General features: G+C 71.8%; 21 protein-coding genes. 11 read left to right on the top strand and 10 right to left on the bottom strand.

Translation table 11 applies throughout. From position 1 onward, the window contains the following. The first annotated feature begins 26 nt into the window (after nt 1-26). On the top strand, nt 27-644 hold the full coding sequence (locus ABZT02_RS21665) for a phosphoribosylanthranilate isomerase (RefSeq protein WP_356019593.1): 618 nt from the start codon (nt 27-29) through the stop codon (nt 642-644). Between the two features lie 275 nt (nt 645-919). On the opposite strand, the gene ABZT02_RS21660 is transcribed toward ABZT02_RS21665, so the two are convergent. Beyond that, a complete protein-coding gene (locus tag ABZT02_RS21660; RefSeq protein WP_356019592.1) occupies nt 920-3,745 on the bottom strand; it encodes a transglycosylase SLT domain-containing protein in 2,826 nt (941 codons plus the stop codon). A gap of 316 nt (nt 3,746-4,061) precedes the next feature. Here ABZT02_RS21660 and ABZT02_RS21655 point away from each other — a divergent pair, with 316 nt between their 5' ends. Continuing rightward, nucleotides 4,062-4,553 carry a signal peptide protein gene (locus tag ABZT02_RS21655; protein WP_356019591.1) on the top strand — a complete coding sequence of 164 codons (492 nt, stop codon included), beginning with the start codon at nt 4,062-4,064 and terminating at the stop codon, nt 4,551-4,553. Nucleotides 4,554-4,623: 70 nt separating this feature from the next. Here ABZT02_RS21655 and ABZT02_RS21650 read toward each other — a convergent pair whose 3' ends face one another. Beyond that, nucleotides 4,624-6,237 (bottom strand): alpha/beta hydrolase, encoded by a 1,614-nt coding sequence (locus ABZT02_RS21650; RefSeq protein WP_356019590.1) that lies wholly within the window; start codon nt 6,235-6,237, stop codon nt 4,624-4,626. Between the two features lie 240 nt (nt 6,238-6,477). Between ABZT02_RS21650 and ABZT02_RS21645 the strand changes: the two genes are divergently transcribed. The 4 genes from ABZT02_RS21645 (at nt 6,478) to ABZT02_RS21630 (ending at nt 11,545) form a co-directional block, all read left to right on the top strand. After that, the gene (locus ABZT02_RS21645; protein WP_356019589.1) at nt 6,478-8,682 is read left to right on the top strand and encodes an MMPL family transporter; all 2,205 of its coding nucleotides are present in this window, start codon (nt 6,478-6,480) and stop codon (nt 8,680-8,682) included. 90 nt (nt 8,683-8,772) lie between these two features. Further along, complete coding sequence (locus tag ABZT02_RS21640) at nt 8,773-9,999, top strand: sensor histidine kinase (RefSeq protein WP_356019588.1); 1,227 nt, start codon at nt 8,773-8,775, stop codon at nt 9,997-9,999. Nucleotides 10,000-10,089: 90 nt separating this feature from the next. Continuing rightward, nucleotides 10,090-10,884, top strand: a complete 795-nt coding sequence (locus ABZT02_RS21635) for an inositol monophosphatase family protein (protein WP_356019587.1) — start codon at nt 10,090-10,092, stop codon at nt 10,882-10,884. A gap of 130 nt (nt 10,885-11,014) precedes the next feature. After that, a complete protein-coding gene (locus ABZT02_RS21630) occupies nt 11,015-11,545 on the top strand; it encodes a TerD family protein (protein WP_356019586.1) in 531 nt (176 codons plus the stop codon). 40 nt (nt 11,546-11,585) lie between these two features. On the opposite strand, the gene ABZT02_RS21625 is transcribed toward ABZT02_RS21630, so the two are convergent. After that, on the bottom strand, nt 11,586-12,920 hold the full coding sequence (locus tag ABZT02_RS21625) for a hypothetical protein (protein WP_356019585.1): 1,335 nt from the start codon (nt 12,918-12,920) through the stop codon (nt 11,586-11,588). A gap of 386 nt (nt 12,921-13,306) precedes the next feature. Here ABZT02_RS21625 and ABZT02_RS21620 point away from each other — a divergent pair, with 386 nt between their 5' ends. Both ABZT02_RS21620 and ABZT02_RS21615 read left to right on the top strand, forming a co-directional pair. Beyond that, nucleotides 13,307-13,528, top strand: coding sequence for a hypothetical protein (locus ABZT02_RS21620; protein ID WP_007383474.1), 222 nt, complete (start codon nt 13,307-13,309; stop codon nt 13,526-13,528). Nucleotides 13,529-14,185: 657 nt separating this feature from the next. Then, nucleotides 14,186-15,427, top strand: a complete 1,242-nt coding sequence (locus tag ABZT02_RS21615; RefSeq protein WP_356019584.1) for an acyltransferase — start codon at nt 14,186-14,188, stop codon at nt 15,425-15,427. A gap of 36 nt (nt 15,428-15,463) precedes the next feature. Here the strand turns inward: ABZT02_RS21615 and ABZT02_RS21610 are convergent, their stop codons facing one another. Next, nucleotides 15,464-15,790: a hypothetical protein gene (locus tag ABZT02_RS21610; RefSeq protein WP_356019583.1), complete on the bottom strand. Its 327-nt coding sequence runs from the start codon at nt 15,788-15,790 to the stop codon at nt 15,464-15,466. Nucleotides 15,791-15,950: 160 nt separating this feature from the next. On the opposite strand from ABZT02_RS21610, the gene ABZT02_RS21605 reads away from it, so the two are divergent. Next, entirely contained in the window at nt 15,951-16,394 is a 444-nt protein-coding gene (locus ABZT02_RS21605; RefSeq protein WP_356019582.1) for a hypothetical protein, read from the top strand. 160 nt (nt 16,395-16,554) lie between these two features. Here the strand turns inward: ABZT02_RS21605 and ABZT02_RS21600 are convergent, their stop codons facing one another. From ABZT02_RS21600 to ABZT02_RS21575, 6 genes are all read right to left on the bottom strand, one after another. Then, entirely contained in the window at nt 16,555-17,640 is a 1,086-nt protein-coding gene (locus tag ABZT02_RS21600) for a DUF3533 domain-containing protein (RefSeq protein ID WP_356019581.1), read from the bottom strand. Nucleotides 17,641-17,756: 116 nt separating this feature from the next. Next, entirely contained in the window at nt 17,757-20,210 is a 2,454-nt protein-coding gene (locus ABZT02_RS21595; protein ID WP_356019580.1) for a SpoIIE family protein phosphatase, read from the bottom strand. 161 nt (nt 20,211-20,371) lie between these two features. Continuing rightward, nucleotides 20,372-20,674, bottom strand: coding sequence for an SCO5918 family protein (locus tag ABZT02_RS21590; protein ID WP_356019579.1), 303 nt, complete (start codon nt 20,672-20,674; stop codon nt 20,372-20,374). Nucleotides 20,675-20,797: 123 nt separating this feature from the next. Beyond that, nucleotides 20,798-22,228: a DEAD/DEAH box helicase gene (locus ABZT02_RS21585; protein WP_356019578.1), complete on the bottom strand. Its 1,431-nt coding sequence runs from the start codon at nt 22,226-22,228 to the stop codon at nt 20,798-20,800. A 204-nt stretch (nt 22,229-22,432) separates the two neighbouring features. Beyond that, nucleotides 22,433-22,636: a cold-shock protein gene (locus tag ABZT02_RS21580; protein ID WP_007383480.1), complete on the bottom strand. Its 204-nt coding sequence runs from the start codon at nt 22,634-22,636 to the stop codon at nt 22,433-22,435. 875 nt (nt 22,637-23,511) lie between these two features. Continuing rightward, nucleotides 23,512-24,108: an NAD(P)H-dependent oxidoreductase gene (locus ABZT02_RS21575; protein ID WP_356019577.1), complete on the bottom strand. Its 597-nt coding sequence runs from the start codon at nt 24,106-24,108 to the stop codon at nt 23,512-23,514. A 113-nt stretch (nt 24,109-24,221) separates the two neighbouring features. Here ABZT02_RS21575 and ABZT02_RS21570 point away from each other — a divergent pair, with 113 nt between their 5' ends. Together ABZT02_RS21570 and ABZT02_RS21565 are read left to right on the top strand one after the other, a co-directional pair. Then, nucleotides 24,222-25,058: a helix-turn-helix transcriptional regulator gene (locus tag ABZT02_RS21570; RefSeq protein WP_356019576.1), complete on the top strand. Its 837-nt coding sequence runs from the start codon at nt 24,222-24,224 to the stop codon at nt 25,056-25,058. Nucleotides 25,059-25,272: 214 nt separating this feature from the next. Next, a complete protein-coding gene (locus ABZT02_RS21565; RefSeq protein WP_356019575.1) occupies nt 25,273-26,640 on the top strand; it encodes a phosphatase PAP2 family protein in 1,368 nt (455 codons plus the stop codon). Nucleotides 26,641-26,643: the final 3 nt, after the last annotated feature.

The raw sequence follows: 26,643 nt of genomic DNA, 5'->3' as shown, positions 1-26,643 counted from the left end.
CATACGAATTAGATACGGTGGGCGGCATGACGCTCTTCGTGAAGATCTGCGGCCTGAGGACCGAGCAGGACGTCGACACGGCCGTCGAGGCCGGCGCCGACGCCATCGGGTTCGTCTTCTCCGACAGCCCCCGCCGCATCGCCCCCGCCACGGCGGCACGGCTGGCCGCCAGGATCCCCGAGAGCGTCCTCACGGTGGGCGTGTTCCGCCGCGAACCCCTGGAGTACGTCCGCTCGGTGGCCGCCGAGTCGGGCATCGGGGCGGTCCAGCTGCACGGTCCCGAGGACCGCGGCTACTACACCGACCTCGCGACGGGCGGCTGGACCCTGATCCGCGCGGCCGCCTTCGGCGACTCCGTGCCGCGCTGCGGGGAGTTCGGGGAGGACATGCTGCTCCTGGACGCCCCGGTGCCGGGCTCCGGCATCGCCTGGGACTGGTCGAGGAAGCAGGTGGCCGGAGCCGGGGAGAAGTGGCTCCTGGCCGGGGGCCTCACGCCGGAGAACGTACGCGAGGCCGTGGACGTCACCCGCCCCTGGGGCGTCGACGTCTCCAGCGGCGTGGAGGCCAGCCGGGGCGTCAAGGACCCGGCGCTGATCACGGCATTCGTCGAGGCGGCGCGTGCGGGGGCCGTCACGGCGGGGTGAGTCCACCGGGGTCGCCGGTGATCGGCCGGGGCAACACCGTCATGGCGACCGCCGCTGCCGGGTGCGGGTCCGTCGTGGCTTGTCGCGCCTCCCCGCGCCCCTGCCGGGCGCCGAGGCCTCCGGGGGCGCACACACGGGAACGCCCGCCGTCGGTCCGATGGACTGACGACGGGCGCTGAGGGACAACTCCGTTGCTGCAACGCGTCCTTAGGGGCGCGGGGAACTGCGCGACCAGCCACGGCGGCGTGGCAGACGGGATGCGAACCGTCGCGGCACTACTTCCCCTTCACCGGTACGAACGCCACCGCGTCCCACGCGATCGACGCGTCGCCGGTCCCGTCCGCCGTCGCCGAGCTCAGTGAGACGCTCGGGGTGCCCTTGAACTCGTAGGACCCCAGCGACACCCACGCGTTCTTCCCGCCCGTGTCCTGCGAGATCGTCTTCTCCACGACCGTGCCGTCACCGAGGTCGATGCGGTACGTGGCCGACGGCGTGTTGGCCTCGTGGTCGGGCAGGTGCACCATCACCTCCGCCGACCCGGCCACCCTGCGGTCCGGCGTCCACGTGCCGGTGACCACCGAGTCGGTGTAACCCGGCACCCGGGTGTGGGTGAGCCAGAAGTGTCCGCCGAAGCCGGCACCCAGCTGATGGAAGTCGATCTTCGACGGGTAGACGGTCGCCCCGTTCAGCTGGGCCGACCCGAAGGTGAACTTCAGGCTGCCCCGGCTCGTCCAGTTCCGTTCCCCCGCGCAGGGGTTGGCGCCGCCGACCCGGAACTTTACCGTGTTCGGCACGTCGTCCACGATCAGGGCGTTCGCCGGGAGGGTGGACGTGCAGGCGGCCGGGTGGGGGGCCGCGACCTTCGGTTCGGGGTCACCGGCCTGGTACTTCAGCACCTCGGTGCCGCAGGTGGCCGTGCAGTCGGTCCAGCTCACCGGCTGATTCCACCAGCACTTGAAGTCGTCGCGCTGGCACGGGCCCTCGGGCTGGGTCGACCCCTCGACCTTGTGCGGCTTGGTGATGTCGCAGTCGTTGACCGTGGGCTTGCAGAACGTGTCGTGCGCCGGCTGGGCGTCGGGTGCGTTGCCGGTGGGCCAGTCGCCGACGGTGAACGCCCTGACGGTCGCCCCGGTCGCCGGATCGGTCGTCTGCTGGGAGTAGGCCGCCCAGCCGAGCACCCGCTCCGGGTACGTCCACAGGTTGGGGTTGCGGGCGTCGTCGTAGCCGGAGGAGAGGAACATCTTCCGGTCGGCCGGGTAGAGGCCGTTCGCCGGGTTGTTGAACCAGCCCAGGCCCCAGGGAGCGGTGGCGTCGGTCGAGCTGGGCAGGTTGAAGCCGCTGTTGTAGGCCCACAGCGCGAGCCACCAGTTCTCCAGGTACTGCGGGTCACCGCCGTTGACGAGCAGGCCCTTGTCGTACAGCTGGTTCCACTTGTCCTGGAGGATCTGGAGCCCCGCGGCGATGTTGGCCGCGTAGTCCACGGTGATCGCCTGCTGCTGCTCGGCGGTGTACGTGGTGTCGGCCTTCGCCATGCCGCTGGTCACCTGGGCGATGCCGTAACCGCAGTCGGCGGCCGCCCAGTCGACGGTGTGGACGCTGCCCGCGTTGCCGTAGTAGCCGCCCTGGATGAAGTTACTGCTCTCACCCGCGGCCGCCCGGGAGCTGGCCTGGAGCAGGTTGGACTCCTGGGAGAGCACCCCGAGCATGATCTGCGCGGGCACCCGGCCGCCGCCCTTGAGCGCGGTGGACGGGAACAGGCCCTGCGGGGTGTACGACGGGAGTTCGCTGCCGTTCCAGCCGCTGCGGCGGCGCACGTCGAGCTTGCCCTGCACGGCGAGGTCCGTCGCCCACTCGACCTGCGCGGTCGAGGGCTGGAGCGACTGGAGCTTCGGGTCGTTGCGGGTGACCGCGCAGGCGCGGTCGGGGTCGGTGGTGGAGGTCGACGGGTCGTCGTCGCCAGGGGTGACGCTGTCCGTGTGCACACCGTCGGACAGCGCCGGGGACTGCTCGGCGCCCTGCGACGTCCGGGAGATCCTCGGCTTCACCGTGAAGTCGACGGTGCTGTCGCTGCCGGGCAGCACCGCGCCGATCCCGACGGCCTGGGCGATGTCCGCCGCCGCCTTTTTGCCGCCGGCCGCCTCGGTGCCGTTGCCGACGGAGGTCAGCGCGAGGCCGCCGGTGGTGGAGACCTCGGCGGAGGCGGGCACGTCGAGGGTGCGCCAGCTCTTCGGCAGGGTCTTCACGGCGTCCCCGGCGTCCGTGCCGGTCACGAAGACCCGGCCCCCGTTGCCGTGCACCGCGAGGGCACCGAGTGCGCCGGAGCCGAGGAGCCGGTCGGATCCCGTGGAGGTGACCCGGCGGACCTGCACCTTCTTCCCGGCCGGGACCTGGTAGGCGAGCCCGCTGTGCGCGTCCGGCACCAGCCGGAACGGCGTGCCGCCGGTCCTGGCCAGGGTGCTGGTCGTGCCCTTGGCGTCCACCGAGACCACCGAGTCGCCGGAGGCCGCCGCGATCTTGTTCCCGAACGGCACGGCGGAGGTCAGCTGCCCGGTGACGGTCTGCTGCCGCACCAGCTTCGCCTGCGCGGTGTCGACGGTGAGCAGTTCGGTGTCGTCGCCCTGCGGCCGGGTCAGGACGGCCTGTTCGCCGTCGCCGCAGCCCGGGTTGAAGTAGGCGAGGGAGACCAGCTCGGGCAGCTTGGTCACGGTGCCGTCCGCCAGGTCGACCACGGCCGCGAACGCGCCCTGCTGGAAGCCCTGTTGGTCGTTGACGGCCTGCCGGGGCGCGTAGACCACGACGGCACGGTCGCCGGACCCGGTCACACAGGTCTGGCCGATCCACTGGTCGGTGTCGATGCCCGGCTCGGACAGGGTGGCCGCGGTGTGCCACTTGTAGGCGTCGGCCGCGTCGGCGACCAGGACGTGCAGTCCGGTGCCGTCACCGTCGTAGGTGACGATCCGGTCGCCGGACTTCTGCCAGCCGGAGGGAAGTTGGGAGGTGTCGGTGATGTGGTCCGACTTCGGGGCGGGCGTCGGGTCGGCGGGGTCGGTCAGGGCCGCCGAGGCCAGCGGGGCGATGAGGGCCAGCGAGAGCACGGACATCGCGCCGGCCGCCGCTATACGGCCGCGCCGGCTTTTCGGTACGCGCCAGCGGTGTCTTCCGCCGGCGCTTTCACGGAAAGTACGCAAGGAATTCCGTCCGGTCATTCGGAGAAAGGGGTGGGGGGTACCGGCTTCGACGCTCCCCCAGGCCGGTGACGCGGAAGTTATCAGTCCGCAATGGCCGTAATGGGTGCTCCGGGTGATCTACCGGGGGGTATCCACGAAATATCCACGAGAATCGACCAACGGTTTTCCTTTTGCTGCGGTCCCCTTGAACGACATCCCCCACGCACGACAAGGAACAGCGAACGTGTTGATGAACAGCACTCGTCTCAAGGTGGCTTTCGTCGCCGCGGCCATGACCCTCGCCGGGCTGGCGGCGGCCGGCCCGGCGGCCGCCGCACCCACGACCACGGCAGCGGCCGTCCGGGCCCAACAGCCCGCCGTACCGGTCGACTTCGTGGACCTGCCCACCAGTGCCCTCGTGGCCGACGGCGAGCAGCACCAGGTCACCGTCACCTACCGCAACGACACCGCGGCGGACCGGACCGTCGCCCCGCAGCTCCTGGTGGAGTCACCGGACGCGGGTCCCTTCCTCACGCCGTCGGACGTCGTGGTCGAGCAGCGCACCGCGCACGGCTGCTGGCGTCCGGTGCGGACCGCGAGCCAGACCGGCACGCTCTTCACCGACCTGACGACCGCTCAGCGCACACTCCACGCTGGCCAGACCCTGACCCAGGTCTACCGGATCACGGTGGTCGACCCCGACGCCCAGGGCACCGTCCAGCCGAGGATCGCGCTCTTCTGAACCCGCTCGTCGTGACACGTGAGGGCCCAGGACTCCGCCGGAGACCTGGGCCCTCATGCCTTTACCGCCGCTACCGCAGCGAGCCGATGCGGTCGACCCGCTCGTTCACTCCGTTGCGGAGTTCCGAGAGCGTCGTGCCGGGCGGGGCCACCGTCGGAGTGGACGACGGCGGCTGGGCCTCGTCCGCGCAACTCGCGCCGCGGGCCGGGACCTTCAGGTCGACCAGGTAGTCCGTGATCGCGTCCGACGCGCACGCGCTGCGACCGAAGGCGGTGTGCCCCTCCGCCTTGAACGTGAGCAGCCGGCCGTTGTCGAGCTCGCGGGAGAGCGCCACCGCGTCCTGGTACGGGGTGTCCGGGTCACCGGTGTTGCCGATGACGAGGATCGGCGCGGAGCCCTTCGCGTGGAAGTTGCCGTCGTAGCGGCTGGTGTGCTCGCCCTTCCACTGCACGCAGGCCGTGGCGTGCTGGTGGTCGTAGGTCGGCGGGCCGTAGGCCATGGCCGGGCCGAGCAGCGGGGCCAGCCTGGCGTTGGTCGTGACCTGGCGCTTCAGCAGGGCCCGGTCGGTCGGGTACTTCTTGTCGACGCACTCGACAGCGACGTTCGGGTTGAGGAAGTCGAAGCTGGCCGGGGACGGCGGCCGCAGCAGGAACGAGGTGTTGTCGCGCAGCTGCGCCTTGCGCAGGGCCTCGCCGAAGGACGGCCAGATGACCTTGCCCTCGTTGATGTTGAACATGAGCCGGTAGACCAGGGTGTAGCCGTTCGCCTGGCCCCCGTTGGCCGTCGGCACCGGGTGGGCGTCCAGGTCGGCCTTCAGCTTCTCGAACGCCCCCCGCGGGTCGCCGTCGCCGAAGCCGCAGGTCGCCTGGTCGGCCTTGCACCAGTCCAGGAAGCGGCTCATCGCCCCGTCCAGGGCGAGGTACTGCGGGCGGTCGTAGGCGTAGGGCCGGCTGGTGTAGTGCTCCGGGTCGTAGGCCCCGTCCAGCGCGAGCGCGCGGACCCGCTTGGGGAACATCGAGGCGTAGACCGTACCGATGTAGGAGCCGAACGACCGGCCGTAGTAGGTCAGTTGCTTCTCGCCGAGGGCCTGGCGCAGGAGGTCGATGTCCCGGGCCACGTACTGGGTGCCGATGTACGGCAGCAGGTCGCCCGCGTTGTTCTGGCAGGCCTGGTCGAAGTCGGCGGCCTGCTGGAGCGCGGGCTCGTAGGCGTCGGGGCCGGGGACGCCCTTGGCGGCGGTGACGGCCCGGGTGTAGGTCGGGTCGTCCCAGCACACGACCTGCGAGCTGCGGCCGACGCCCCGCACGTCGTAGCCGAACACGTCGAAGTCGTCGCGAAGTTCGGCCGGCAGGTCGGCGTAGTTGCCGCGTACGAAGTCCACACCGGAGTTGCCGGGGCCGCCGGGCTGCAGGAACAGCGTGCCCTTGCGGTGGGCAGGGTCGGCCGCCGGCTTGCGTATGACGGGCAGGGTGAGGGTCCTGCCCTGCGGATCCCGGTAGTCCAGGGGCACCTGGGCGTTCGCGCACTGGAAGCCGTCCTGACAGTCCGACCAGGTCAGGGTCGGCACGGTCGGGCTCGGTACGGTCGGTGTGTCCTGCGCGGCCGCCGACACCGGGGACGCGGTCCAGGCCACGGCGAGCGCGCTCACGGCGGCTCCGGCGAGTCTCAGTCGTCTCAACTTCACTGCTGTTGTTCCCCCTTGGGCTGGTCAAGCCTCAAAGAAACGGTCGTTTCACAGAGAGAACACAGAAAAACACGCGTGCCGGTTCCCAGGTCCCGGCCGTCGTCCCGGGGGCCTACCCGTGAGGGGCCGCGTACTGCGTTCTGAGTACGGGGGATTGTCGGCAGGCGCACGACGACTTCACGGCCCTCGTCCCGACACCCTGGAGGGACCGTTCGGCATCAGATGTGGAGATCCCCCGCCGTGGCTACTTTCCTTTACCGCGTGGGCCGCCTGGCCTTCCGGCGACGCTGGTACGTCGCCCTGGTCTGGGCGGCCGTCCTGGCCGCCGTCGGGCTGGGAGCCCTGAAGGCGCCCGGCGCGGCCGACGAGGGGTTCTCGATGCCGGGCATCGAGTCCCAGAAGGCGTTCGACCTCATGGAACAGCGCTTTCCCGGGGCCACGGCCGACGGCGCGACCGCCCGGGTCGTCTTCGTCGCGCCGAACGGTGAGAAGGTCACCGCGGCCGACAACAGGAAGGCCGTCGAGGCCGCCGTCGCCGATCTGGCCGACGGCTCGCAGGTCGCCTCCGCCGTGAACCCGTTCCAGGCGAAGGCGGTGAGCAAGGACGGCACGACGGCGTACGCGACCGTCACCTACAAGGTCGCCGCCGACGACCTCACCGACGTCAGCAGGCACCAGCTGGACAAGGCCCTCGACCAGGCCCGGGACACCGGGCTGGCCGTCGACGCGGGCGGCACCGCCATGAACGACGGGGCCGGCGCGGGCGGCGCGGCCGAGGTGATCGGTGTCGCGATCGCCGCGGTCGTCCTCCTCGTCACCTTCGGCTCCCTGGCCGCCGCCGGACTCCCGCTGCTGACCGCGCTCATCGGTGTCGGCGTCAGCATGGCCTCGATCCTCGCCCTCGCCGACGCCCTCGGCCTGTCCACCACGACCGGCACCCTGGCGATGATGCTGGGCCTCGCGGTCGGCATCGACTACGCCCTGTTCGTCGTCTCCCGCTACCGGGAGGAACGCGCCAAGGGCCGGGCACCCCAGGAGGCGACATCCCTCGCCGTCGGCACGGCCGGCTCCGCGGTCGTCTTCGCGGGCCTGACCGTCGTCATCGCCCTCGCCGGACTCTCCGTGGTCGGCATCCCGATGCTCACCAAGATGGGCCTGGCCGCGGCGGGCGCGGTCGTCGTCGCCGTACTCATCGCGCTGACCCTGGTCCCGGCGTTCCTCGGCTTCTGGCCGAACGCGGTCCTCAAGCGCGGGGCCCGCAAGGGCGGCCGGGTCGAAGCGGAGACCGAGGACAACGGCGGCACCCGCTGGGCCCGGTTCGTGCTGCGCCGCCCGCTGCCCGTGCTGCTGCTCGGTGTGGTCGGCCTCGGCGCCCTCGCCCTGCCGATGACCTCCCTCCAGCTGGGCATGCCCGGCGACGAGGCCAAGCCGGCCTCCACCACCGAACGCCGGGCCTACGACGCGCTCGCCGAGGGCTTCGGGCCCGGCTTCAACGGCCCGCTGACCGTCGTGGTGGACGCCAGGGGCGACGACGACGCCAAGGCCGCCGCGGCGACGATCTCGAAGGACATCGCCGCGACCGAGGGGGTGGTGTCCGTGTCCCCGGCCCGCTTCAACGAGGCCGGCGACACCGCCGTCTTCTCGGTCGTCCCGTCCACCGCGCCGACCGACGAGAAGACCAAGGACCTGGTCACCACGATCCGCGGCGAGCGCCCCGGCGTCGAGTCCGCCACCGGCGCCACCTTCGAGGTCACCGGCACCACCGCCCTGAACATCGACATCTCCGAGAAGGTGCAGTCCGCGCTGGTGCCGTACCTGATCGTCGTGGTGGGCCTCGCGATCGTGCTGCTGCTGGTGGTCTTCCGCTCCCTGCTCGTCCCGCTGAAGGCCGCCCTCGGCTTCCTGCTCTCCGTGCTGGCCGCCCTCGGCGCGGTCGTCGTGGTCTTCCAGGAGGGGCACGGCGCCGGACTGCTGGGCGTGGAGACCACCGGCCCGATCATGAGCCTGATGCCGATCTTCCTGGTGGGCATCGTCTTCGGCCTCGCCATGGACTACGAGGTCTTCCTGGTCTCCCGGATGCGCGAGGCGTACGTCCACGGCGAGACCGCCCACCAGGCCGTCACCTCCGGATTCCGGCACAGCGCCCGGGTCGTCGTGGCCGCAGCCCTGATCATGATCGCGGTCTTCGCCGGGTTCATCGGCGAGAGCGACTCCATGATCAAGATGATCGGGTTCGGCCTCGCGACCGCCGTCCTGCTCGACGCCTTCGTGGTCCGCATGGCCCTCGTGCCGGCCGTGCTCGCCCTGCTCGGCGACCGGGCCTGGTGGCTGCCGAAGTGGCTGGACCGGATCCTGCCGCGGGTCGACGTCGAGGGTGAGGCGCTCACCAGGGCGGCCGACACCCCCGAGCCCGCCCTCGCCGACCAGGAGGCCGCCCGGGTCTGACCCACCCCCCACCGGGACCGCCCGTGTCGTACGGCACGGGCGGCCCCCTTCGATCACCATGGGGCCCAGGCCCACCCACCGGAGAGCATGATGACCACCAGCCTGGAGCGGCGCTACACGGACCGCCTGGAGGAGTTCTCGGACCGCCATCCCTTCCTCGTCGACCTGGCCCTGGTCCTGGCACTGATGGGTTCCGCGGCCCTCGGAGCCTCGCTCACCCTCCCGGGCGCCGCGCCGCCGGACGACGACAGGATCGCCGTGGTCCTCATGGGCGTGTCCTGCCTCGCCCTGCTCAAGCACCGCACCCACCCACGCCTCACCGTCGTCGTCAACGCGCTCTGCGCCACGATCGTGATCGCGCAGGGGTACCTCCTCACCCCCCTGCTGCTCGGTCCCGTCATGGCCTCGCTGTACTGGCTGGCCACCCTCACCGAGCGCGAGACCATCCGCGCCTACGGCCTGTCGACCATGGTGGTGCTGACGCTCGCGGCGGCCCTCTCCGACTCCATGGACCACGTGTCGCTGCTCCTCAGGACCATCGGCCCGGTCTTCTGGCTGCTGCTCCCCCTGGCCGCCGGCACCATGACCCGGCTGCGGCGGGCCTACCTCGCGGCCACCCAGGCCCGCGCCGACCACGCCGAGCGCACCCGCGAGGAGGAGGCGCGGCTCCGGGTCACCGAGGAACGCATGCGGATCGCCCGGGAGTTGCACGACGTCGTGGCCCACCACCTGGCCCTCGCCAACGCCCAGGCCGGCACCGCCGAACACCTCGCGCTCGCCAACCCGCAGCAGACCCAGCGGATCCTGCACGACCTCACCGGCACCACGTCCTCCGCACTGCGCGAGCTGAAGGCCACCCTGGGCCTGCTGCGGCAGACCGACGACGAGGGCGCCCCGCTGGAACCGGCCCCCGGCCTCGCCCGGCTGCCCGAACTGGTCTCCTCGTGCGCCTTGGCGGGGATCACCGTCACCGTCACCACGGAGGGCGAGCCGCAGCCCCTGTCCCCGGGCGTGGACCTGACCGCGTTCCGGATCGTGCAGGAGGCGCTCACCAACGTCACCAAGCACGCGGCCACCCAGACCGCCCACGTCCGTTTCGTCTACGACGGCCCCCGCCTCCTCATCACGGTCACCGACGAGGGTCCGCCCGCCCCGGTGGCCCCCGAGCCGGTGAAGGGCTTCGGCGTCATGGGCATGCGCGAACGGGCCCACTCCGTCGGCGGCGAACTGAGCGCGGGACCGCGTCCGGAGGGCGGCTTCGAGGTGAGCACGGCACTGCCGTTGCAGCCGTCGGTGAGCGGCGAGGGGACGGCGTGAGCGGCTCGGTTCCGGCCGTGGGACAGGGTCCGTCCGGGGTTCACCGGGAGGTTGCCTGCCGCCGGGCCCCGGGCCCGTAGGGTGGCCGGCATGGCTGACGTGGATCTCGACCGGGCACTGGAGGTCGCGACGGAACTCGCGGCCTGGGCGTCGGAGGCGATCCGGCGCCCGCGCGACCCGGGTGCCGAGGTGCGGGAGAAGGACGGGCCCGCGGACATCGTGACCGCCACCGACGAGGCGGTGGAGACGCACACCCGCGAGGTGCTCGGGCGGGCCTTCCCCGACCACGGGATCGTCGGCGAGGAGTACGGCACGACCCAGGGCTCCGCCGGCGCCCCGCACTGGGTGGTCGACCCGGTCGACGGCACCACCAACTACGCCCACTCACTGGGCTGGTGCTCCTACTCCCTGGGCCTGGCCGCCCCCGACGGCACCCCGTTGCTCGGCGTGGTGGCGGACCCGTGGCGCGGCGAGACGTTCACCGCGGTCCGGGGCCGCGGGGCGTATCTGAACGGCACCCGGGTGCACGCGGCCGCCCACACCACCCTCACCGGCCATGTCTTCCTCACCGAGTGGGCCGCGCACGCGCATTGGCCCGGCATGGACGCCCTCCTGGCCGAACTCGCCGACCGGCACTGCACGGTGCGCGTGATGGGTTCGACGGCGCTCTCCCTCGCGCAGGTGGCGGCGGGCCGGGCGACGGCGGCGGCGATCGGCTCCTTCCACGCCGTCGACGGACTCCCCGCGCTGCTGATCGCGCGGGAGGCGGGAGCGGTGGCACTGCCCGAACTTCCCTCCCCCAACCAGCCGTTGCTGCTCGTGGCGCCCGGCGCCGCCGAGGAGACGGCGGACATCTGGCGCAGGTCGGGGGCGGGGGCCGGCTGACGCCTCCTGGGCGGGATCTGACCAGGAGATGACCGGGAGATAACCGCCGGTGAGGTATCAGGACGCTGATCGGAGCACATACTTCAGCAAGCGGGAGAGTCCCGGGGGAACTCCGACGGGGAGCGGCTTGATGCATGCCGATGGTGCGGGTCTTGGCAAGGTCCAGGTGCGGCTCAAGTGGGACCCGAGCCCCTACGGGGAACCGGCCCGGCACCTCGACATCGTCGCCGCGACCTACGCGGCGGGAGATCCGTACGGGCGGCCGGAGTACGTCGTGCACACCGAGAGCCGCTCGCCGGACGGCACCATCAACATGACCCGGCACAGCGAGACCGGCCTCGGTCTCGGGTTCGTCGAGGTGATGGAGCTGGAGTTCGAGCGCCTGTCGTCCGCCTACGGGCGGGTGGTGGTCGGCGTCGCCATCCACCAGAACGGCGGCCCCCGCACCTTCGGCGACCTCACCCAGGCCGGGGTGCTCGTCGTCGAGGGCTACCGCCGGCTGCTGGCCGACGACTTCACGGGCGTCGCGGACGCCACGGCCGCGACGATCGCGGAGTTCACCCGGGACGCGTCCGGGGCGTGGCACCTCACGGAGCTGATCCGGGGCTTCGACAGCAACCCCACGGACTTCATGGCGGAGATGGGCAACGTCCGGGGGTGAGGAGGCGCGGGCCCGCGCCCCCTCACCGCGGTCACCGTCGTCACGCGGACGGGTTGACGACCACCTTCGCCGAGTTGTTCCTGGTCCTCGGGTCGAAGGCGAAGGACGGAGTGCCGTCGTAGGGACGGACGGTGACGTGACCCGTGGCGTCCGGGACGACCTGGTCGACGCGCAGCCGGAACGGGAAGTCGACCTTCAGGTCGGGCCTGGTCCAGGTCGGCAGGGTGCACACGTAGTGCGGGACCGCCGGGTCGCCGGCGGACGGCGAGGCGGTGTGGCAGGTGCTGGGCACCGAGGTGGCGGTGGTGCCCGGCGGGAGGTAGTAGTCGATCGCGGGGACCGGGTCACCCGAGGCGACGTCGGCGACCCAGGCCGGGCCGCGGTTGACGAAGCGGAAACCGGCGGTGACGGTGTCACCCTGCGCGCCGCTCACCTCGCTGCCGTGCACCGCGAAGTCGGCGGTGTTGTCGGCGTCGATGTGCAGGGCGCGGCCGTTGTCCGAGCTGTCGAGGTCGCTGACACCGCCCGCGGGCTCGACCTCGTAGTCGAACCGCTCGTACAGCGCGTGGTCGGTGACCGCGAGCCGCAGCGGCTGGGGCAGCTCCACGGAGGCACCGGGCGCGACGTCGGTGTCGAAGGAACAGGTCACATGCGTCATGGCCGGGTACTGGGTGTCGGCGTCGTCCGGGCCGGTGTACGTGCACTGCGGGTAGCGGGTGGTGACGCCGAGACCGTACGTCGCCCACATCTGCACGGTGAAGCCGTGGGCGGTCTCGTTGCCGGTGTTGGTGACGGAGAACGGCACGGTGAGGCCGGTGCCGGGCGTGACACCGGTCACGTCCTGCGGGGCGGTGACGCCGAGGTCGGGGCCGGAGCCGACGGTGACGAAGGTTTCCGCGGAGTACTCGGGGGCGGTGAGCGTGCCGTCCGGGCCGCCGGTGGCCGTGGCGGAGTACTCGATCGCGCCCTGCGCGCCCACGGCGGCACCGGCGACGGCCCGCAGCCTCAGCTGCACCTGCGGGCTGTAGCGGACCGGCACGTCACCGGTGTCGCAGACGGCGACGGTGCCGGCGGCATCGGGCACGCAGGTGTCGGGCCAGGCGATCTCGGCGACCCCGGCGAGCCCGGAGGCGTCGACGGTCAGCCGCCCGCCGGTCACGGTGAAGTCGCTGTTGTAGTGCTGCAGCCCCAGCGCCATCGACCGGTACTGCGCCGCACCGCCGTCACCGGGCGCGGCGACGACCGCCTGCTCGTACGGCGCCTGGATCTCCAGCCCGTCGCTCGGCGCCGAGTCGTCGGCGAACGCGACCCCGCTCCCGAGCCCGGCGAGGACGAACGCCCCCGCGACCACACGTCCGACGGAGACAGAACTCATGACATCCCCCACATGGGACAGAAGGGCCCCAGCACCTGATCAGGACCGGGCACGAACTGGACCACATGCCCGGCGCGAAAGTTGCACCTGGCCAGGGGGTTCTTACCTACTTCTTGATCGACGGGCAGCTCGGGCGCCGAGCGGAGCGGTGCTGCGCGGCCGGCCGGACCCGAGGACCTCTCGTGCGCAGGATGTGCGGGGGCCGCCCTTCAGGAGCGGGCCGCGGCGGATCTCGACGACGGCGGCAGCACCCTCGGCCGGCCCGCCCGGAGCGATCTTCCCGACGTCCATCGCGACGCCCTTCGCGGCCCGCGGCCCGTTGCGTGTTCGTATCGGTCCGGGACAGACGGCGCGGACGGGGCGGCCATAGGCGCATACTGAGGAAGATGACAAAGCCTGCTGCACAGAAGCGTCACTTGCCCACCAGCCCCTTCAAGGCACCGGTCGCACCCGCTCCCAAGCACTTCGCCGTGGGCGACCAGGTCACACACGACATGTACGGTCTCGGCCGGGTGATCGGCGTCGAGGACGGAATCGCGGTGCTCGTCGATTTCGGCTCGTCGCAGATGCGGATCCTGAGTCCGTACTCGAAGATGACCAAGCTGTAGGAGAAAGGACCCTCTCTCATCGATCTGACCTCGCTGTTCTCCGCCCCCGAAGGGCGGCCCCAGCGCACCCCCGCGGCCCTGCCGCCCCCCACCACGAACCCCTTCCAGGCCCCGGACTTCGGGGACGACGAGGACGAGACCTTCCCGCGGCCGGAAGCGGCCTAGCCTGCCTCGCCGCGCGGTGAGGTCGGACAGTGCTGCCCGATGAGCTCCTCTCCGTAGTCGTTGCCGTTCGGAGCGCGGACCACCGCGTGGACGTGCTTCCCGGTCGGGTCGTCCCCCTGGCTCGCGCCGTACGCGCCGGCCAGGGGCCCGGACCCTGGCAGTCGACCTCGGTCCACACCCCGTGCTGTTGACCCGCACGGGGACGCGGAGTCGTCCGCCGGCCGTACCTTCACCGCGTCTGCCTTCGCCCTGCCCAGGACGCCTCGACGATCGTCGGCGGCGTCCTCTTCTGCGCCCCGCCCCCTCGACCCGCCCCCTGTGCGGAGCGCTGTCCCGTACGGCCTCGCGCGTGCCCGAGCACACCCTGTGCGCGTGCTGTGGGGATGCGGTGATTCGGCACAGCCCGCGCCCAGTTAGGCATGCGAGCGTGGATTCCGGTTAGGCGCACCGGGATTACTCGATTCAGCGGGCAGGTGAGCAGAGATCTCTTTCATGGCGAAGGCACCGGACTCGACGGCCGCGGCGGAAACGGAACAGGAAGGGCAGGGGGGAGCGGACACGGCGGTCGGCGTCCCCAGACCCCCCGCCCCGGTCGCCCCCCGTGCGAGCCGGGGCTTTCCGTCCGCGGTGTCCCGCACCGGCCGGGTGAGCGGCCTGGACGGACTGCGTACCCTCGCGGTCGCGCTGGTCATCGTCTACCACGTGGATCGCGACGCGCTGCCGGGCGGCGCGGTCGCCGTGGACGTCTTCTTCACCATCAGCGGCTTCGTCATCACCCGCCTGCTGATCGCCGAGTACGTCCGCCGCGGGGGTATCTCCCTCATGGCCTTCTACCGTCGCCGCTGGCTGCGCCTGGTCCCCGCGATGCTGGCCGTGTGCGCGTTCTGCGTACTGATCGCGTCGACCACCTCCCTGTGGGACTTCCGGGATTCCCTCCAGGCCGCGGGCTTCACGGCCGCCTTCCTCACCAACGTCGTTCGGGCCATGGACACCGGCCCCTACTCCGACCTCACCGGCCCGCTCGCGCACACCTGGTCCCTGGGCGTCGAGGAGCAGTTCTACCTGGTGTGGCCGCTGGTCCTGCTCCTTCTCCTGCGACGCCTGCGGGCCCGCACGGTTCTGCTGTGCACGGCGGCCCTGTGCGTGCTGCCCCTTCTCTGGCGCTGCGTCCTGTGGAACCCGGATGCGGCCCACCGCATCTACAACGGCACCGACACCCGCGCCGACCAACTGCTCGCCGGCGCCCTGGTGGCCGTAGCCCTGGCACGCCTGCGGTCCGACGACCCCCGCCTCGCCCGCCTGCGCACCTGGTCCGCCCGCCTCGCCTGGCCGGCCCTCGCCCTGCTGGGCCTGGTCGCCTGGCAGGTCCCGGTCACCGAAGACCTCGGCGTCTGGACGGCCGCCTGGTACACGATCGGCTTCCTCGCCGTGGCGGTCCTCTCCGCCACCCTGGTCACGGCCCTGGAACTACGCCCCGACGACCGCCTGTCCCGGCTGCTGGCCCTGACCCCCCTGGCCTGGGTCGGCCGCAACCTGAGCTACGGCATCTATCTCTGGCACTACCCGGTCGCACGCCTCCTCGCCTCCCTCGGGGTGAACGAGGGACGACTGGCGGCGACGGTGACACTGACGCTGCTGATGGCACTGCTCTCCTACTACGCCATCGAGAGGCCGTTCTTGCGGAGGGCGCACGTGAGGAGGGCGCGGGGGCCGGTGCTGGCGGCGGCGACGTAGGGACGTCGGGGCGGACGTGGCGGTGATCAGGGAGGGTCAGAGATGGTGCCCCAACGCCTTGTACGCCCGCTCGATCTCACCCAGGTACTGCTCCAGGCGGAAGCGAACGTACTCGACCGGCCTGCCGTCCGCGCCCGGGTACAACAGGTCGGACCAGATGACCGTCTCGCCGCGGAGGCGTACCCGGAGAGTCAGCCTGTCCGGCCCCGGTTGCTCCTCGGCCGCCACTTCCACCGTGCGCGGCATGTCCGTCGGCCAGAGCGGTCCACCGGGGCGGAGGAGCCGCTCCGGTCCGAGCCCGGCCATCCTGCTGTCGCTGCGTGCCACCACGTCGAGGCCGTCGACGAAGAGGTACGTGTGCACGGCAGTACACACGGACGCGGCACATGCGCTGACGAGCAGCGTGCTGACCCGACTCGCCCTCTGTCTGTCGGGCACGGCAGCCCTCAGCTCGCGCGGGGATCTACGCGGCATCCGCCTGGGGTGACGTCATGGCGGGATCGTAGCGGCTACAGCGCCTGTGATGCCGGTGCCGGTGCTTGCCCATCGACTACCCCGCTCGTTCGAGTGTCAGATCACTGCGGAGGGGCTCGGCCCGCCATACGGCCGCCAGTTGGGGGCAGGTCTCGATGAAACGACGGACCCTTCCGAGTCGGCCGAGGCTGTCGAGGTCTGCCCAGGCGGGGTCTTCTCCGAAGACGAGCTGCAGATCCACCTGCCGGTACTCCGGCTGCCCACCGGGATCGCCCCGGTCGTCGGCCACTTCGACAGCAAGCTGCCGGCAGAAGGACAGCGCGGTCCGGCCGTCGTTCCAGTCCCATCTGCCCCACTGGACGACGAACCCGTCACCGTCCTTCTCAAGCCCCTCGATCCCTTCGATCTCGATCTGGAGAAACTCCCCGAAGGCATCCCACGCGACCTCGACATCGCGTACGGCGTCGGTCTCGGCTCCACGCCGCTTCAATGAAGCGGTGCCGGTTGTCGGCTGGGGATGGCAGGATCGACAACGGCCTGGTCTCCTCGGGGGAGAAGCGAGCGGGCGGCCCGGAAGGGCGGCGCCCGGCACGGGGGGCCGTGGCGGACGCCGACCGTAAGGCGACGCGTGGGCTACGGCTCGGCCGTACCGCTCATCGGACAGAGACCGCCGGCGCGGCCGCACTCCGCCCCTCCCGCCACCAGGACGCCCCCCACGCCAACACGGCCCCGCCCACGGCGTACGCCACCAGCACCCACAGCGCCGATCCCGTCGCATGCCCCGAGAAGTACACCGTGTTGCGGACCAGCGTCGTCCCCGCCCCCGGTGGCAGGGCCTGGCCGATCGCGCTCCAGAAGGCGGGGAGCAGGGGGGCCGGGTAGACGCCGCCCGAGCTCGGGTTGCCGAGGACCACGAACAACAGGATGACCAGGCCCGTGCCGAGCAGGCCCAGCAGGGTCTGCAGGGCCAGTGCCGTGGTCGCCGAGGCCAGGACGGTGAGCGTTCCGATCGCGCTCAGGGCCCAGAAGTGGCCGCCCAGGGCGCCGAACACCGGGCCCACGATCACCGCTCCGGCCACGCCCGACACCACCGCGTACGGGATGAGGGCTGCCAGGCGGATCAGGGTGCGGGGGCGGTTCGCCGGGCGGGAGCCGGACGCCATGCCCATGATCGTCGCGGTCAGGTAGCCGCCGATCACCCAGCCCAGGACCAGGTAGAAGGACGTCATGCCGCGGCCGTCACCGGAGTTGGGGGAGCGGATGTCCGTCACCGTGATCCGGCGCTTCTCCGAGGCCTCGATCTTCTGCGCGATCTGGGTGGCCGTCTGGGAGACCGACGGGCCGCCCGCCGAGGCGACGAGCAGGGTGTCCTCGGTGCCCTTCGGGTTGAAGAGGAAGGCCGCGTCCGTGCGGCGCGTCAGGACCCAGTCGCGGGCAACAGCCGTACTGGAAGCCGTTGTTGCCTTCACCGGCTCGCCGTCCAGGGCGTTCAGCTGAGCGACGATCTTCGCCGCCGCCTGCTGGGGAGCCACCACCGCCACGGGGATCCGGTGGGGGGTGGGGGAGTGGAAGGCGCCTACGTACGAGACGACGAAAGCCAGTTGGACCAGGAGGCCGCCGAGGACCAGGCCGAAGGCCCGGAGCGTGACGGCGTCCTTGAACTCCGCCGCGAAACCAGGGGACTTGGGGGCCGGCTCCGTGGGGGGCGTGCCGGCGGAAGGGCTGGAGGGTGCGTTCACGGCCGCATCGTCGCACAGGCGGGTGAATTCACCGTTCCGTTTGCCGTCCCTTGGTAACCGGCAACCCGACCAACCCACAGACCGCGCAACCGCGCAACCGCGCAACCCGGGAAACCTCACCGCTCGGAGACCTGCTCGTCCGGTAACCCCAGCTCCGCCCAGATCGTCTTCCCTGTAGCCGTCTGCCGGCTCCCCCACCGCTCCGCCATCTGCGCGACCAGCAGCAGCCCCCGCCCGCCCTCGTCGAACACCCTCGCCCGCCGCAGGTGCGGAGCCGTACTGCTGCCGTCGGAGACCTCGCAGATCAGCGCCGAGTCACGGATCAGTCGTAGCACGACGGGATCGTCGCCGTAGCGGACGGCGTTCGTGACGAGCTCGCTGACGATCAGTTCCGTCGCGAAGGACGCGTCGTCCAGGCCCCACGCCGTGACCTGTTCGCTCGCCGCCTTCCGGGCCCGTGCCACCGCCGCCGGGTCGCGCTCGAGGTGCCAGGTGCGGACCCGCGCGGCATCCAGGGCCGAGGTGCGGGCCAGCATCAGGACGATGTCGTCGGCCGGGCGGGCCGGCAGGACCGTCCGCAGGACCTCGTCGCAGGTCTCCTCCAGCGGGCCCGCCTTGTCGGCGAGGGCCCCGCGCAGCAGGCTCAGGCCGACCTCGATGTCGCGGTCGGCCGCCTCGACCAGGCCGTCGGTGTAGAGGGCGAGCAGGCTGCCCTCCTCCAGTTCCACCTCGACGGACTCGAACGGCAGACCGCCGAGGCCGAGGGGCGGGCCGGTCGGCAGGTTCAGGAAGCGGACCTCCCCGTCCGGGGTGACCACGGCCGGCGGCGGGTGGCCGGCGCGGGCCATCGTGCAGCGGCGGGAGACCGGGTCGTAGACGGCGTAGAGGCAGGTCGCCCCCACCTCGCCGGGTGTCGCGGCCTCCGCACCCCCGTCGCGGGTGTCCGGCCCCTCCTCCCGGTCGAGCCTGACGACCAGATCGTCGAGCTGGGTGAGGAGTTCGTCGGGGGCGAGGTCCACGTCCGCGAGGGTCCGTACGGCCGTGCGCAGGCGGCCCATCGTCGCCGAGGCGTGGATGCCGTGGCCCACCACGTCGCCCACGACCAGGGCGACCCGGGCGCCGGACAGCGGGATGACGTCGAACCAGTCCCCGCCCACGTCCGCGCCGGAGCCCGCCGGGAGATAGCGGTACGCCACCTCCATGGCCGCGAGGTCCGGCGGGCGCTCGGGCAGGAGGCTGCGCTGGAGGGTGAGCGCGGTACGGCGTTCGTGGGTGTAGCGGCGGGCGTTGTCCACGCTCACCGCGGCCCTCGCGACGATCTCCTCCGCGAGCAGCAGGTCGTCCTCGCTGAACGGCTCGGTCGTCCGGTGCCGCAGGAAGTGCACCAGGCCCAGGGTGACCCCCCGGGCGCGCAGCGGCACCATCATCACCGAGTGGATCATGTACTTGGCCACGGTCTCGGCGCGGGCCCGGGAGGAGTCGACCCACTCCCGCATCCCGGGGGCCCAGGACTCCGGGCGGGTGCCGCGGCCGGCGATCAGGGCCCGCATCGGGGGCGTGCCCACCGGGTAGAACGTCCTCCCGCCGGTGGGGACCACCGACTCCGGGCAGCCGTCGAGGACCGACCGTTGTGCCGTACGGCGTACCGTGACCGGCCGGTCCGGCGGCACCGGTGCCGGCTCCTCGCCGAGCGCCACCGACTCCAGCAGGTCCACGGTGACGAAGTCCGCGAAGCCCGTCACAGCCACCTCGGCCAGCTCGTCCGCGGTCCGGGCCACGTCCAGGGTGCTGCCGATGCGCAGACTGGCGTCGTTGAGGACGGCGAGGCGGCGGCGGGCCCAGTACTGCTCGGTGGTGTCGAAGACGGCCGCGGACATGCCCCGCACCGCCCCGCTCTCGTCCTTCAGCGGGGAGAGGAACATCGACCAGGCATGGCCCCGGACCTCGCCGGGGGCCTGCCCGTAGTTCTCGTGGAAGAGCGGCTCACCCGTGCGCAGCACCTGCCGCTGGAGGCGGTCGTACTCGTCGAAGGGCGGGGTCGGCTCGATCTCCCACAGGGTCAGGCCGCGCATCTCGGCCACGCTGCGGCCCATCACCCGGGTCATGACCTCGTTGGCCGACACCAGCCGGGCCTCGGTGTCGTAGACCGCCACCGGCACGGGCAGCTGCGCGAGGGTGAGGTCCCACAGGGCCTCCGCGGCCGGTCCGACGGGCCCGGCCAGGTGCTCCGGGACGGCGGCCGTCACCAGCCACGGCCGCGCGCCGTCGCCGTCCGTGAGCGGGGTGGCCTTCAGCCGTACGACGGTCCGGCCGCCGCCCCGGTGCCGCAGCGCGACCTCGGTGGCCCAGCTCCGGCCCACGGCCACATGGCGGCGCGCGGACTCGGGCAGGTCGGCGGCGAGCAGTCCGGCGGCCGGCCGGCCCACGACCTCTTCGGCTTCGTATCCGAGCAGCTGACGCGCCCCGGCGCTCCACACCGTGATGGTCCCGCCGGCGTCGATGACGACCGCCAGGTCCTCGGGTACGCGTCCCTCCACGGTGCCTCCGGGTGTGCCGCCCCTGCTGTCCATCCTCCCAGCGTCCCGCCGCGCAGCTCCCCGCTCAAGCGATGACGAGTGACATCACGTGAGGACAGGAGGAACACGGCGGCACTGCCGTGCGGAGCCGCAGTCTTGCACGGGGCGGCGCGGGTGGGAACGGAACGTGACGGGTGCCCGGTACCCGGGTGACGTCAGCCCAGCGGGGTGTCGGCCCAGGGCAGGGACGCCGCCGGGTCGTTGAAGGCTTCCTGGCGGGGCGGCTGGACCTCGTGGCAGGTGAAGCCGAGCCGGGTCAGGCCCCGGGCCACCTCGTTGGCGGTGAAGTCGCGGCGGTCCTGCCGGGTGATGACCTGACCGACCTGCTTGACCGGGTAGACGTGGGGGCCGACGGTCACACACAGGCCGGTGGCGGGTTCGGGCTGGACGCCGTCCATGGACCTCTCGACCTCGCTCATGGTCAGGTCGAAGGGAAAACGTGCGATGACGATGCGCATGGTGCCTCCACGGGGAGCGGTCGGGACGTGACGGTGAGAACGGCCAGGGTGCGGCCCTGTTCGTCTCCTCCTCGACGGGTACGCCGGCGGCGCGGCCACCGGCCCCGTCAGTCGGTCGTACGGCTATCGGCTGGTGGGCGTGGAGCGGCGGCGGCCCCGCGCGGAGCGGCTGCTGCGGTTGCGTCCCGCGGACCCGGAGCGCTTCGGGGCCTCGGCGGGCGCGGGGGCCGGGAGGGTGACGGGCACGCCGGAGGGGGTGCGGGCGCCGGTGATGCGGTTCAGCTCGGCCTCGCCCGGGCGGACCCGGGTGGTCCGCGCGGTGACGCCGGCGTCGGACATCAGACGGTCGACCGAGCGCCGCTGGTGCGGCAGGACCAGCGTGACGACGGTGCCGGACTCGCCGGCGCGCGCGGTACGGCCGCCGCGGTGCAGGTAGTCCTTGTGGTCGGCGGGCGGGTCGAAGTTGACGACGAGGTCGACGTCGTCGACGTGGATCCCGCGGGCCGCGACGTTGGTGGCCACCAGGACGGTCACCTGGCCGTCCTTGAACTGGCCGAGGGTCCGGGTGCGCTGCGGCTGGGACTTGCCGCCGTGCAGCGCCGAGGCCCGCACGCCCACCGACAGCAGGTGCTTGGCCAGGCGCTCCGCCGCGTGCTTGGTGTCCAGGAACATGATCACGCGGCCGTCGCGGGCGGCGATCTCGGTGGCGGTGGCGTGCTTGTCGTCGTCCCTGACGTGCAGGAGGTGGTGGTCCATGGTGGTGACGGTGCCCGCGGACGGGTCGACCGAGTGCACCACCGGGTCGTGCAGGTAGTTCCGCACCAGCCGGTCGATGTTGCGGTCGAGCGTGGCCGAGAACAGCATCCGCTGGCCGTCGGGGCGTACCTGGTCGAGCAGGGCGGTGACCTGGGGCATGAAGCCCATGTCGGTCATCTGGTCGGCCTCGTCCAGGACGGTCATGGTGACCTGGCTCAGGCTGCAGTCGCCGCGCTCGATGAGGTCCTTGAGCCGGCCGGGCGTCGCCACCAGGACCTCGGCGCCGGCCCGCAGCGCGGACGCCTGCCGGCCGATCGACATGCCGCCGACGACGGTGGCCGCGCGCAGGCGCAGCGCCCGCGCGTAGGGGGTGAGCGCGTCGGTGACCTGCTGGGCCAGTTCGCGGGTCGGTACGAGGACCAGGGCGAGCGGGTGCCGGGGCTCGGCGCGCTGTCCGTCCAGACGGGCCAGCAGCGGCAGACCGAAGGCGAGCGTCTTGCCCGAGCCGGTGCGGCCACGGCCGAGGACGTCACGGCCGGCCAGGGAGTTCGGCAGGGTCGCCGCCTGGATGGGGAAGGGCGTGGTCACGCCCTCGGCGAGCAGCGCGGCCTGCAGTCGCTCGGGCAGGTCGAGGTCGGCGAACGCCTCCACCGCGGGCAGTGCCTCGGTGACGGTGGTGGGGAGGGTGAACTCGCCGCGGGGTGCGGCGGCCGGGCGGGAGCGCTGGTGGCTCGCGCCCCGGGAGCGTAGGTGGGACGTGTTGTTCCCGTTGTTCCCTGTTCGGCGGGTGCGGTTCATGGGAGGGGAACCCTTCCTCGATGCGTGCGGCACGTGTCGAGGAATTCCTCCGAGGCGCGGCGAAACCGCACGAGAATTCGCAAGAAAGAGCCGGGGAGAAACGAAGAAAATCAGATTATTCGGGACAATCAGATTCTTCGCGGCAATGGGACAGGGCCCGCACCCGAAGAGTGCGGGCCCCAGCCGTGAAGATACGCGTCAGCGTCAGGCGGGAACGATGTTCTCGGCCTGCGGGCCCTTCTGGCCCTGCGTGACGTCGAAGGTAACCTTCTGGCCTTCCTGAAGCTCGCGGAAGCCGGAGGTGGCGATGTTCGAGTAGTGCGCGAACACGTCGGCGCCGCCGCCGTCCTGCTCGATGAAGCCGAAGCCCTTTTCCGCGTTGAACCACTTCACGGTGCCAGATGCCATATTGAATCTCCCTAGGGGGCAGTGCCGGGACCCGCACTGTACGGACCCCGAGTCGCCGCGATGGACTCCCCTCCGGAAGACCCGGAAAGACGCCGGTGAATCAAAGGAAATTCTCCGGAAACCAAAACTGCAACTTTTATCACGGTAACACACGGTAGGTGGACGGATCTACGCCGCCCTGCATTCTCGTGGCGGTCGGACCGAAAACTTCGCCGCGCCCCGCACGTGATTCTGTTGTGGCGGCGACAGTTATTCGTCCGGCCGTCGACGCGTCGCCTCGACCGGCCGTGGGCCTCGGCGAGCGGTCGACGAGTTCGCGGGGGTGCCGACGGTGACCGTCCCGCGGGGTCACGACGCCGAGGCGCTGCCGACTCTTAAGTCGACGCACCCATATATGTGGTGTCACCACATCAGACTTTCGCACCCGGCCCAGGCGCCCGAGAACCCACCCCGGGCGCCCAGAGTGATCCATCACACGCATCCTCCATTCCGGTGGCGACGGGTCCGGTCGGTGCCGTGACGAAGATGCCCCTCTCGAGCGACGGGCACCACGGCCGGCGGCCGTGAAAATGTCGCCCGCTGTAGGAGCGTCAAAGCGGCCGCGCACGTGTCCTGCCGCGCACGCCCCCGCTGTCCGCAGGACCCGGGGGCCGCTCGCCACTGGAGCCCGGGCCGTTTGAGTTGCTCCGGGTCCCGGCGGATCCCGCGGCCCGCCGGGCGCACCCCATGCTCTCGGTGCACCGCCCCCCTCAGTGCCGCACTGACCCCGGGCACCCACCGCCCACCGTCCACCGCCCCCGCCACCGACCCCGGCATCCAGCCGTTCCGCGGACTCGCGCCGCCGCCGAGCGGGGCGTACGCCCCCGTCGTACCGCTCACACCGGGTAGGGCGTGGTCTCGCGTGCCGAGCGCAGGGCGCCCGCCCACCAGGACAGCTGTTCCAGGAGGGTCTTGGCGTATCCGGCGGCCTCGGGGTCCAGGGGGCGGCCGTCCTGCCACGCCGTGAAGTAGTTGGGGAAGGCGAGACCGTCGCGGACGGTGACCGCGTGCAGTTCGGTCAGCACGTTCTCCAGGTGCAGCACCGCGTGCCGCCCGCCCGCCGCACCGCCGTAGCTGACGAAGGCGACCGGCTTGGCCGTCCACTGGGTGAAGTGCCAGTCGATGGCGGCCTTCAGGGACGCCGGGTAGCTGTGGTTGTACTCCGGCGTGACCACGATGAAAGCGTCGGCGTTCTCCAGCGCCGACGTCAGCGACGCCATCCCGGCCGGCCGCGGGTAGTCGTCCCCGGCGTACTTCGGCGACACCGCCGGCAGCGACAACGGGACGTCGATCCCGGCCAGATCGACGACCTCCACCTCGAAACCCCCGTGCGCCGCGGCCTGTTCGGCGACCCACGAGGCCACGACCGGCCCGAACCGCCCTTCCCGGACGCTTCCGACGATGACCACCAGCTTGTGCTTGTCGTTTTCCATGCCCCTCACGATCGAACCCCGCCGCGGCCGCAACCAGACCGGGCTGAGGCTGGCCCCCACAGGGCCACCCTGAGCTCTCCGCGGACGCCGGGGCGGAACCCTATGCTCGGGCCATGGGGACACCACTGGGGGATTTCGTCCGGGCCAAGCGGGACAGCATCCAGCCGGAGTCGCTGGGCCTGCCGGACCACGGCCGCCGCAGGTCACCGGGGCTACGGCGATCGGATCTCGCCACTCGGGCGGGCATCAGCGTCGAATACCTGACCCGCATCGAGCAGGGCCGCGACCGCAACCCCTCGATCGCGGTGGTCAACGCCCTGGCCGACGGCCTCAGCCTCGACGCCGCAGAGCGCGACCACCTGCGCTACCTGGCGAAGATCAGCGGCGGTGAGTGCGTCGGCCACACCCGGCCCGCGCCGCCGTCGCGCCACGTACGGCCGTCCGTCCTGCGCACGCTGCGCCTGCTGGAGCCGGGCATCGCCCTGGTGACCAACCGGACGGGCGACGTCCTGGCCCACACCAGTGCGTTCGAGGCGGTGACGAGCGGGACCGGACTGCTCGACTCCGACACCCCGAACCTCACCCGGTACGTGTTCACCGACCCCCGCGCCCGGTCGTTCTTCGCCGACTGGGACGACATCGCGGACGAGCGGGCCTTCGACCTGTGGCTGGGCCCGTCCCTCGACTCCCACGAGTGGTTCACCGCGGAACTCGCACCCGTCGCCGGCCCCGAGCTCACCCGCCGCCTGCACCGGCACGTCGTTCCGCAGCGCGGGGACCTCCGGCTCCGGCACCCCTCCGGACGCGAACTCCGGCTGGTCCGCGAGACCCTCGAACTCTCCGCGGACGCACAGCAGCTGGTCGTCCTCCTCCCCGCCGACGAGGCGACGGACCAGGCCGTCGAGGAACTCCGCCGCCCGGCCCACGGCGGGCTGCGCGCCATCTCCTGACGCGCACCCCGCCCGGCGATCGCACCGGGACCTGATCCGATCGGACCGCCGCCGCGCGGTGTTCGAATACCACCGCCATGTCATACCCTGCATCTTCGGTGAGCCGGGCTTCTCAGGGGGACACAGGAACCCGGACCGCGATCCTTCCCTCTTCCTCAGTCGGGCGGGCGGTTCTCTGACGAGCATCTAGTGAAATCGGCTGAAATTGATACACATGCCACCGCAGACTCATCCGCGGGCGAGACTCTGGGCCGTGGCGGCCGTGGCGGCCGTCGTGGCCCTCGGCTTCTTCGTCGCGCTCGAGCTCACCGCGCACCACTACGGCCTGCCGGGACCGCTGACCACCCAGGTGCGAGAGTTCGTGTTCCCGCCCAAGTCGGGCCCCCTGCTCTACGCCGGCCTGGCACTGATGATGGTGGTGCTCACCTGGCGGCAGCGGTTCCTCTCGCTCGGTGCCGCGGTCGGGATCGACGTAGCCATCGCGGTGGCCCGCTGGGTGTGCGACATCAAGGTGACCCACGGCCACCCCTTCGGCAACGGCGCGCTGTGGGTGATCCTGGGGTGCGCGGTCATCGCCCTCACCCGCCGCACCGGCCCGGAACGGGTCCTGCTGCTGAAGGGCGTCGGGCTGGGTCTGCTGCTCGTGGCCGGCCGCAAGACCGGTGACACCTGGCTCCTGATCACCGCGAAGAGCCGGCACCTGGTCCTCGACCCCTACCTGGCGAACGCCGACCACGCCCTGGGCAACCCCTCGTGGATCATGGGCCGGATCGTCACGGCCACCGGAGCGATCGGCTTCAACTTCCTCGACACCATCTACGGCCAGCTGGCGGTGGCCGCGGTGGTCGTCGCGCTGTACCAGTTGCGGAACGTGGCGGCCGATCGCCGCTTCCCGCGCCACCACCTGGTGCGCACCTTCCTGATGATCGGCCTCCTCGGACCGGCCATCTACATGATCTTCCCGGTGGTCGGACCGGTCTTCGCCTACGGCACCGGGACCGACCACTGGGCATCGATCGCCCTGTGGTCGCCGCAGATACCCAGCGACGGGCACTGGGCGGTGGCGAACCTGTGGCCGCAGACCCCGCCGCCGATATCCGCCCCCCACTCCATACCGTTCGACGAGGTCACCCCCCGCAACTGCATGCCCAGCCTGCACACGGCGTGGGCCACCGCGATCTTCATCCACTCCCGCAAGGGCCCCAGACTCCTGCGGTACGCGGGCACCTTCTGGCTGATCGCCACCCTCTGCGCCACGCTGGGCTTCGGCTACCACTACGGCGTGGACCTCGTCGCCGGTGTGGTGTTCACCCTCACCATCGAGGCGGGGCTGCGCTCGTTCGACCGCGGCTGGGACCGGTCCGGGCTCCGGCTGACCGCGTACGGCGCGACAGTCTTCGTCGCGCTCCTGCTGTCGTACCGCTTTCTGCCGGTGCCGATGGCCGAGTACCCCTGGCTGGCCGGGCCCCTTCTGCTGCTGGCGATGGTCTCGGTGATCTACGGCTACACGCGGACCGTCGCCCGGTGGGAACCGGCGCCCGCGCCGGTGCGAGCGCCGCGACCGCAACCCGAACTGCTGTGAACC

It is taken from the genome of Streptomyces sp. NPDC005402, assembly GCF_040606575.1.
Lineage (GTDB): Bacteria > Actinomycetota > Actinomycetes > Streptomycetales > Streptomycetaceae > Streptomyces.
The sequence above is the reverse complement of the archived record's forward strand: the minus strand, read 5'-3'. Positions and strand labels throughout refer to the sequence as shown.

What these genes read in the sequence shown, in the direction of transcription:
- ABZT02_RS21565 (WP_356019575.1), top strand. Translation starts at nt 25,273, where the DNA reads ATGCCACCGCAGACTCATCCGCGGGCGAGACTCTGGGCCGTGGCGGCC.
- ABZT02_RS21575 (WP_356019577.1), bottom strand. Translation starts at nt 24,108, where the DNA reads ATGGAAAACGACAAGCACAAGCTGGTGGTCATCGTCGGAAGCGTCCGG.
- ABZT02_RS21640 (WP_356019588.1), top strand. Translation starts at nt 8,773, where the DNA reads ATGACCACCAGCCTGGAGCGGCGCTACACGGACCGCCTGGAGGAGTTC.
- ABZT02_RS21590 (WP_356019579.1), bottom strand. Translation starts at nt 20,674, where the DNA reads ATGCGCATCGTCATCGCACGTTTTCCCTTCGACCTGACCATGAGCGAG.
- ABZT02_RS21625 (WP_356019585.1), bottom strand. Translation starts at nt 12,920, where the DNA reads ATGAGTTCTGTCTCCGTCGGACGTGTGGTCGCGGGGGCGTTCGTCCTC.
- ABZT02_RS21585 (WP_356019578.1), bottom strand. Translation starts at nt 22,228, where the DNA reads ATGAACCGCACCCGCCGAACAGGGAACAACGGGAACAACACGTCCCAC.
- ABZT02_RS21595 (WP_356019580.1), bottom strand. Translation starts at nt 20,210, where the DNA reads ATGGACAGCAGGGGCGGCACACCCGGAGGCACCGTGGAGGGACGCGTA.
- ABZT02_RS21655 (WP_356019591.1), top strand. Translation starts at nt 4,062, where the DNA reads ATGAACAGCACTCGTCTCAAGGTGGCTTTCGTCGCCGCGGCCATGACC.
- ABZT02_RS21580 (WP_007383480.1), bottom strand. Translation starts at nt 22,636, where the DNA reads ATGGCATCTGGCACCGTGAAGTGGTTCAACGCGGAAAAGGGCTTCGGC.
- ABZT02_RS21570 (WP_356019576.1), top strand. Translation starts at nt 24,222, where the DNA reads ATGGGGACACCACTGGGGGATTTCGTCCGGGCCAAGCGGGACAGCATC.
- ABZT02_RS21635 (WP_356019587.1), top strand. Translation starts at nt 10,090, where the DNA reads ATGGCTGACGTGGATCTCGACCGGGCACTGGAGGTCGCGACGGAACTC.
- ABZT02_RS21615 (WP_356019584.1), top strand. Translation starts at nt 14,186, where the DNA reads ATGGCGAAGGCACCGGACTCGACGGCCGCGGCGGAAACGGAACAGGAA.
- ABZT02_RS21630 (WP_356019586.1), top strand. Translation starts at nt 11,015, where the DNA reads ATGCATGCCGATGGTGCGGGTCTTGGCAAGGTCCAGGTGCGGCTCAAG.
- ABZT02_RS21665 (WP_356019593.1), top strand. Translation starts at nt 27, where the DNA reads ATGACGCTCTTCGTGAAGATCTGCGGCCTGAGGACCGAGCAGGACGTC.
- ABZT02_RS21620 (WP_007383474.1), top strand. Translation starts at nt 13,307, where the DNA reads ATGACAAAGCCTGCTGCACAGAAGCGTCACTTGCCCACCAGCCCCTTC.
- ABZT02_RS21605 (WP_356019582.1), top strand. Translation starts at nt 15,951, where the DNA reads ATGCCGGTGCCGGTGCTTGCCCATCGACTACCCCGCTCGTTCGAGTGT.
- ABZT02_RS21660 (WP_356019592.1), bottom strand. Translation starts at nt 3,745, where the DNA reads ATGTCCGTGCTCTCGCTGGCCCTCATCGCCCCGCTGGCCTCGGCGGCC.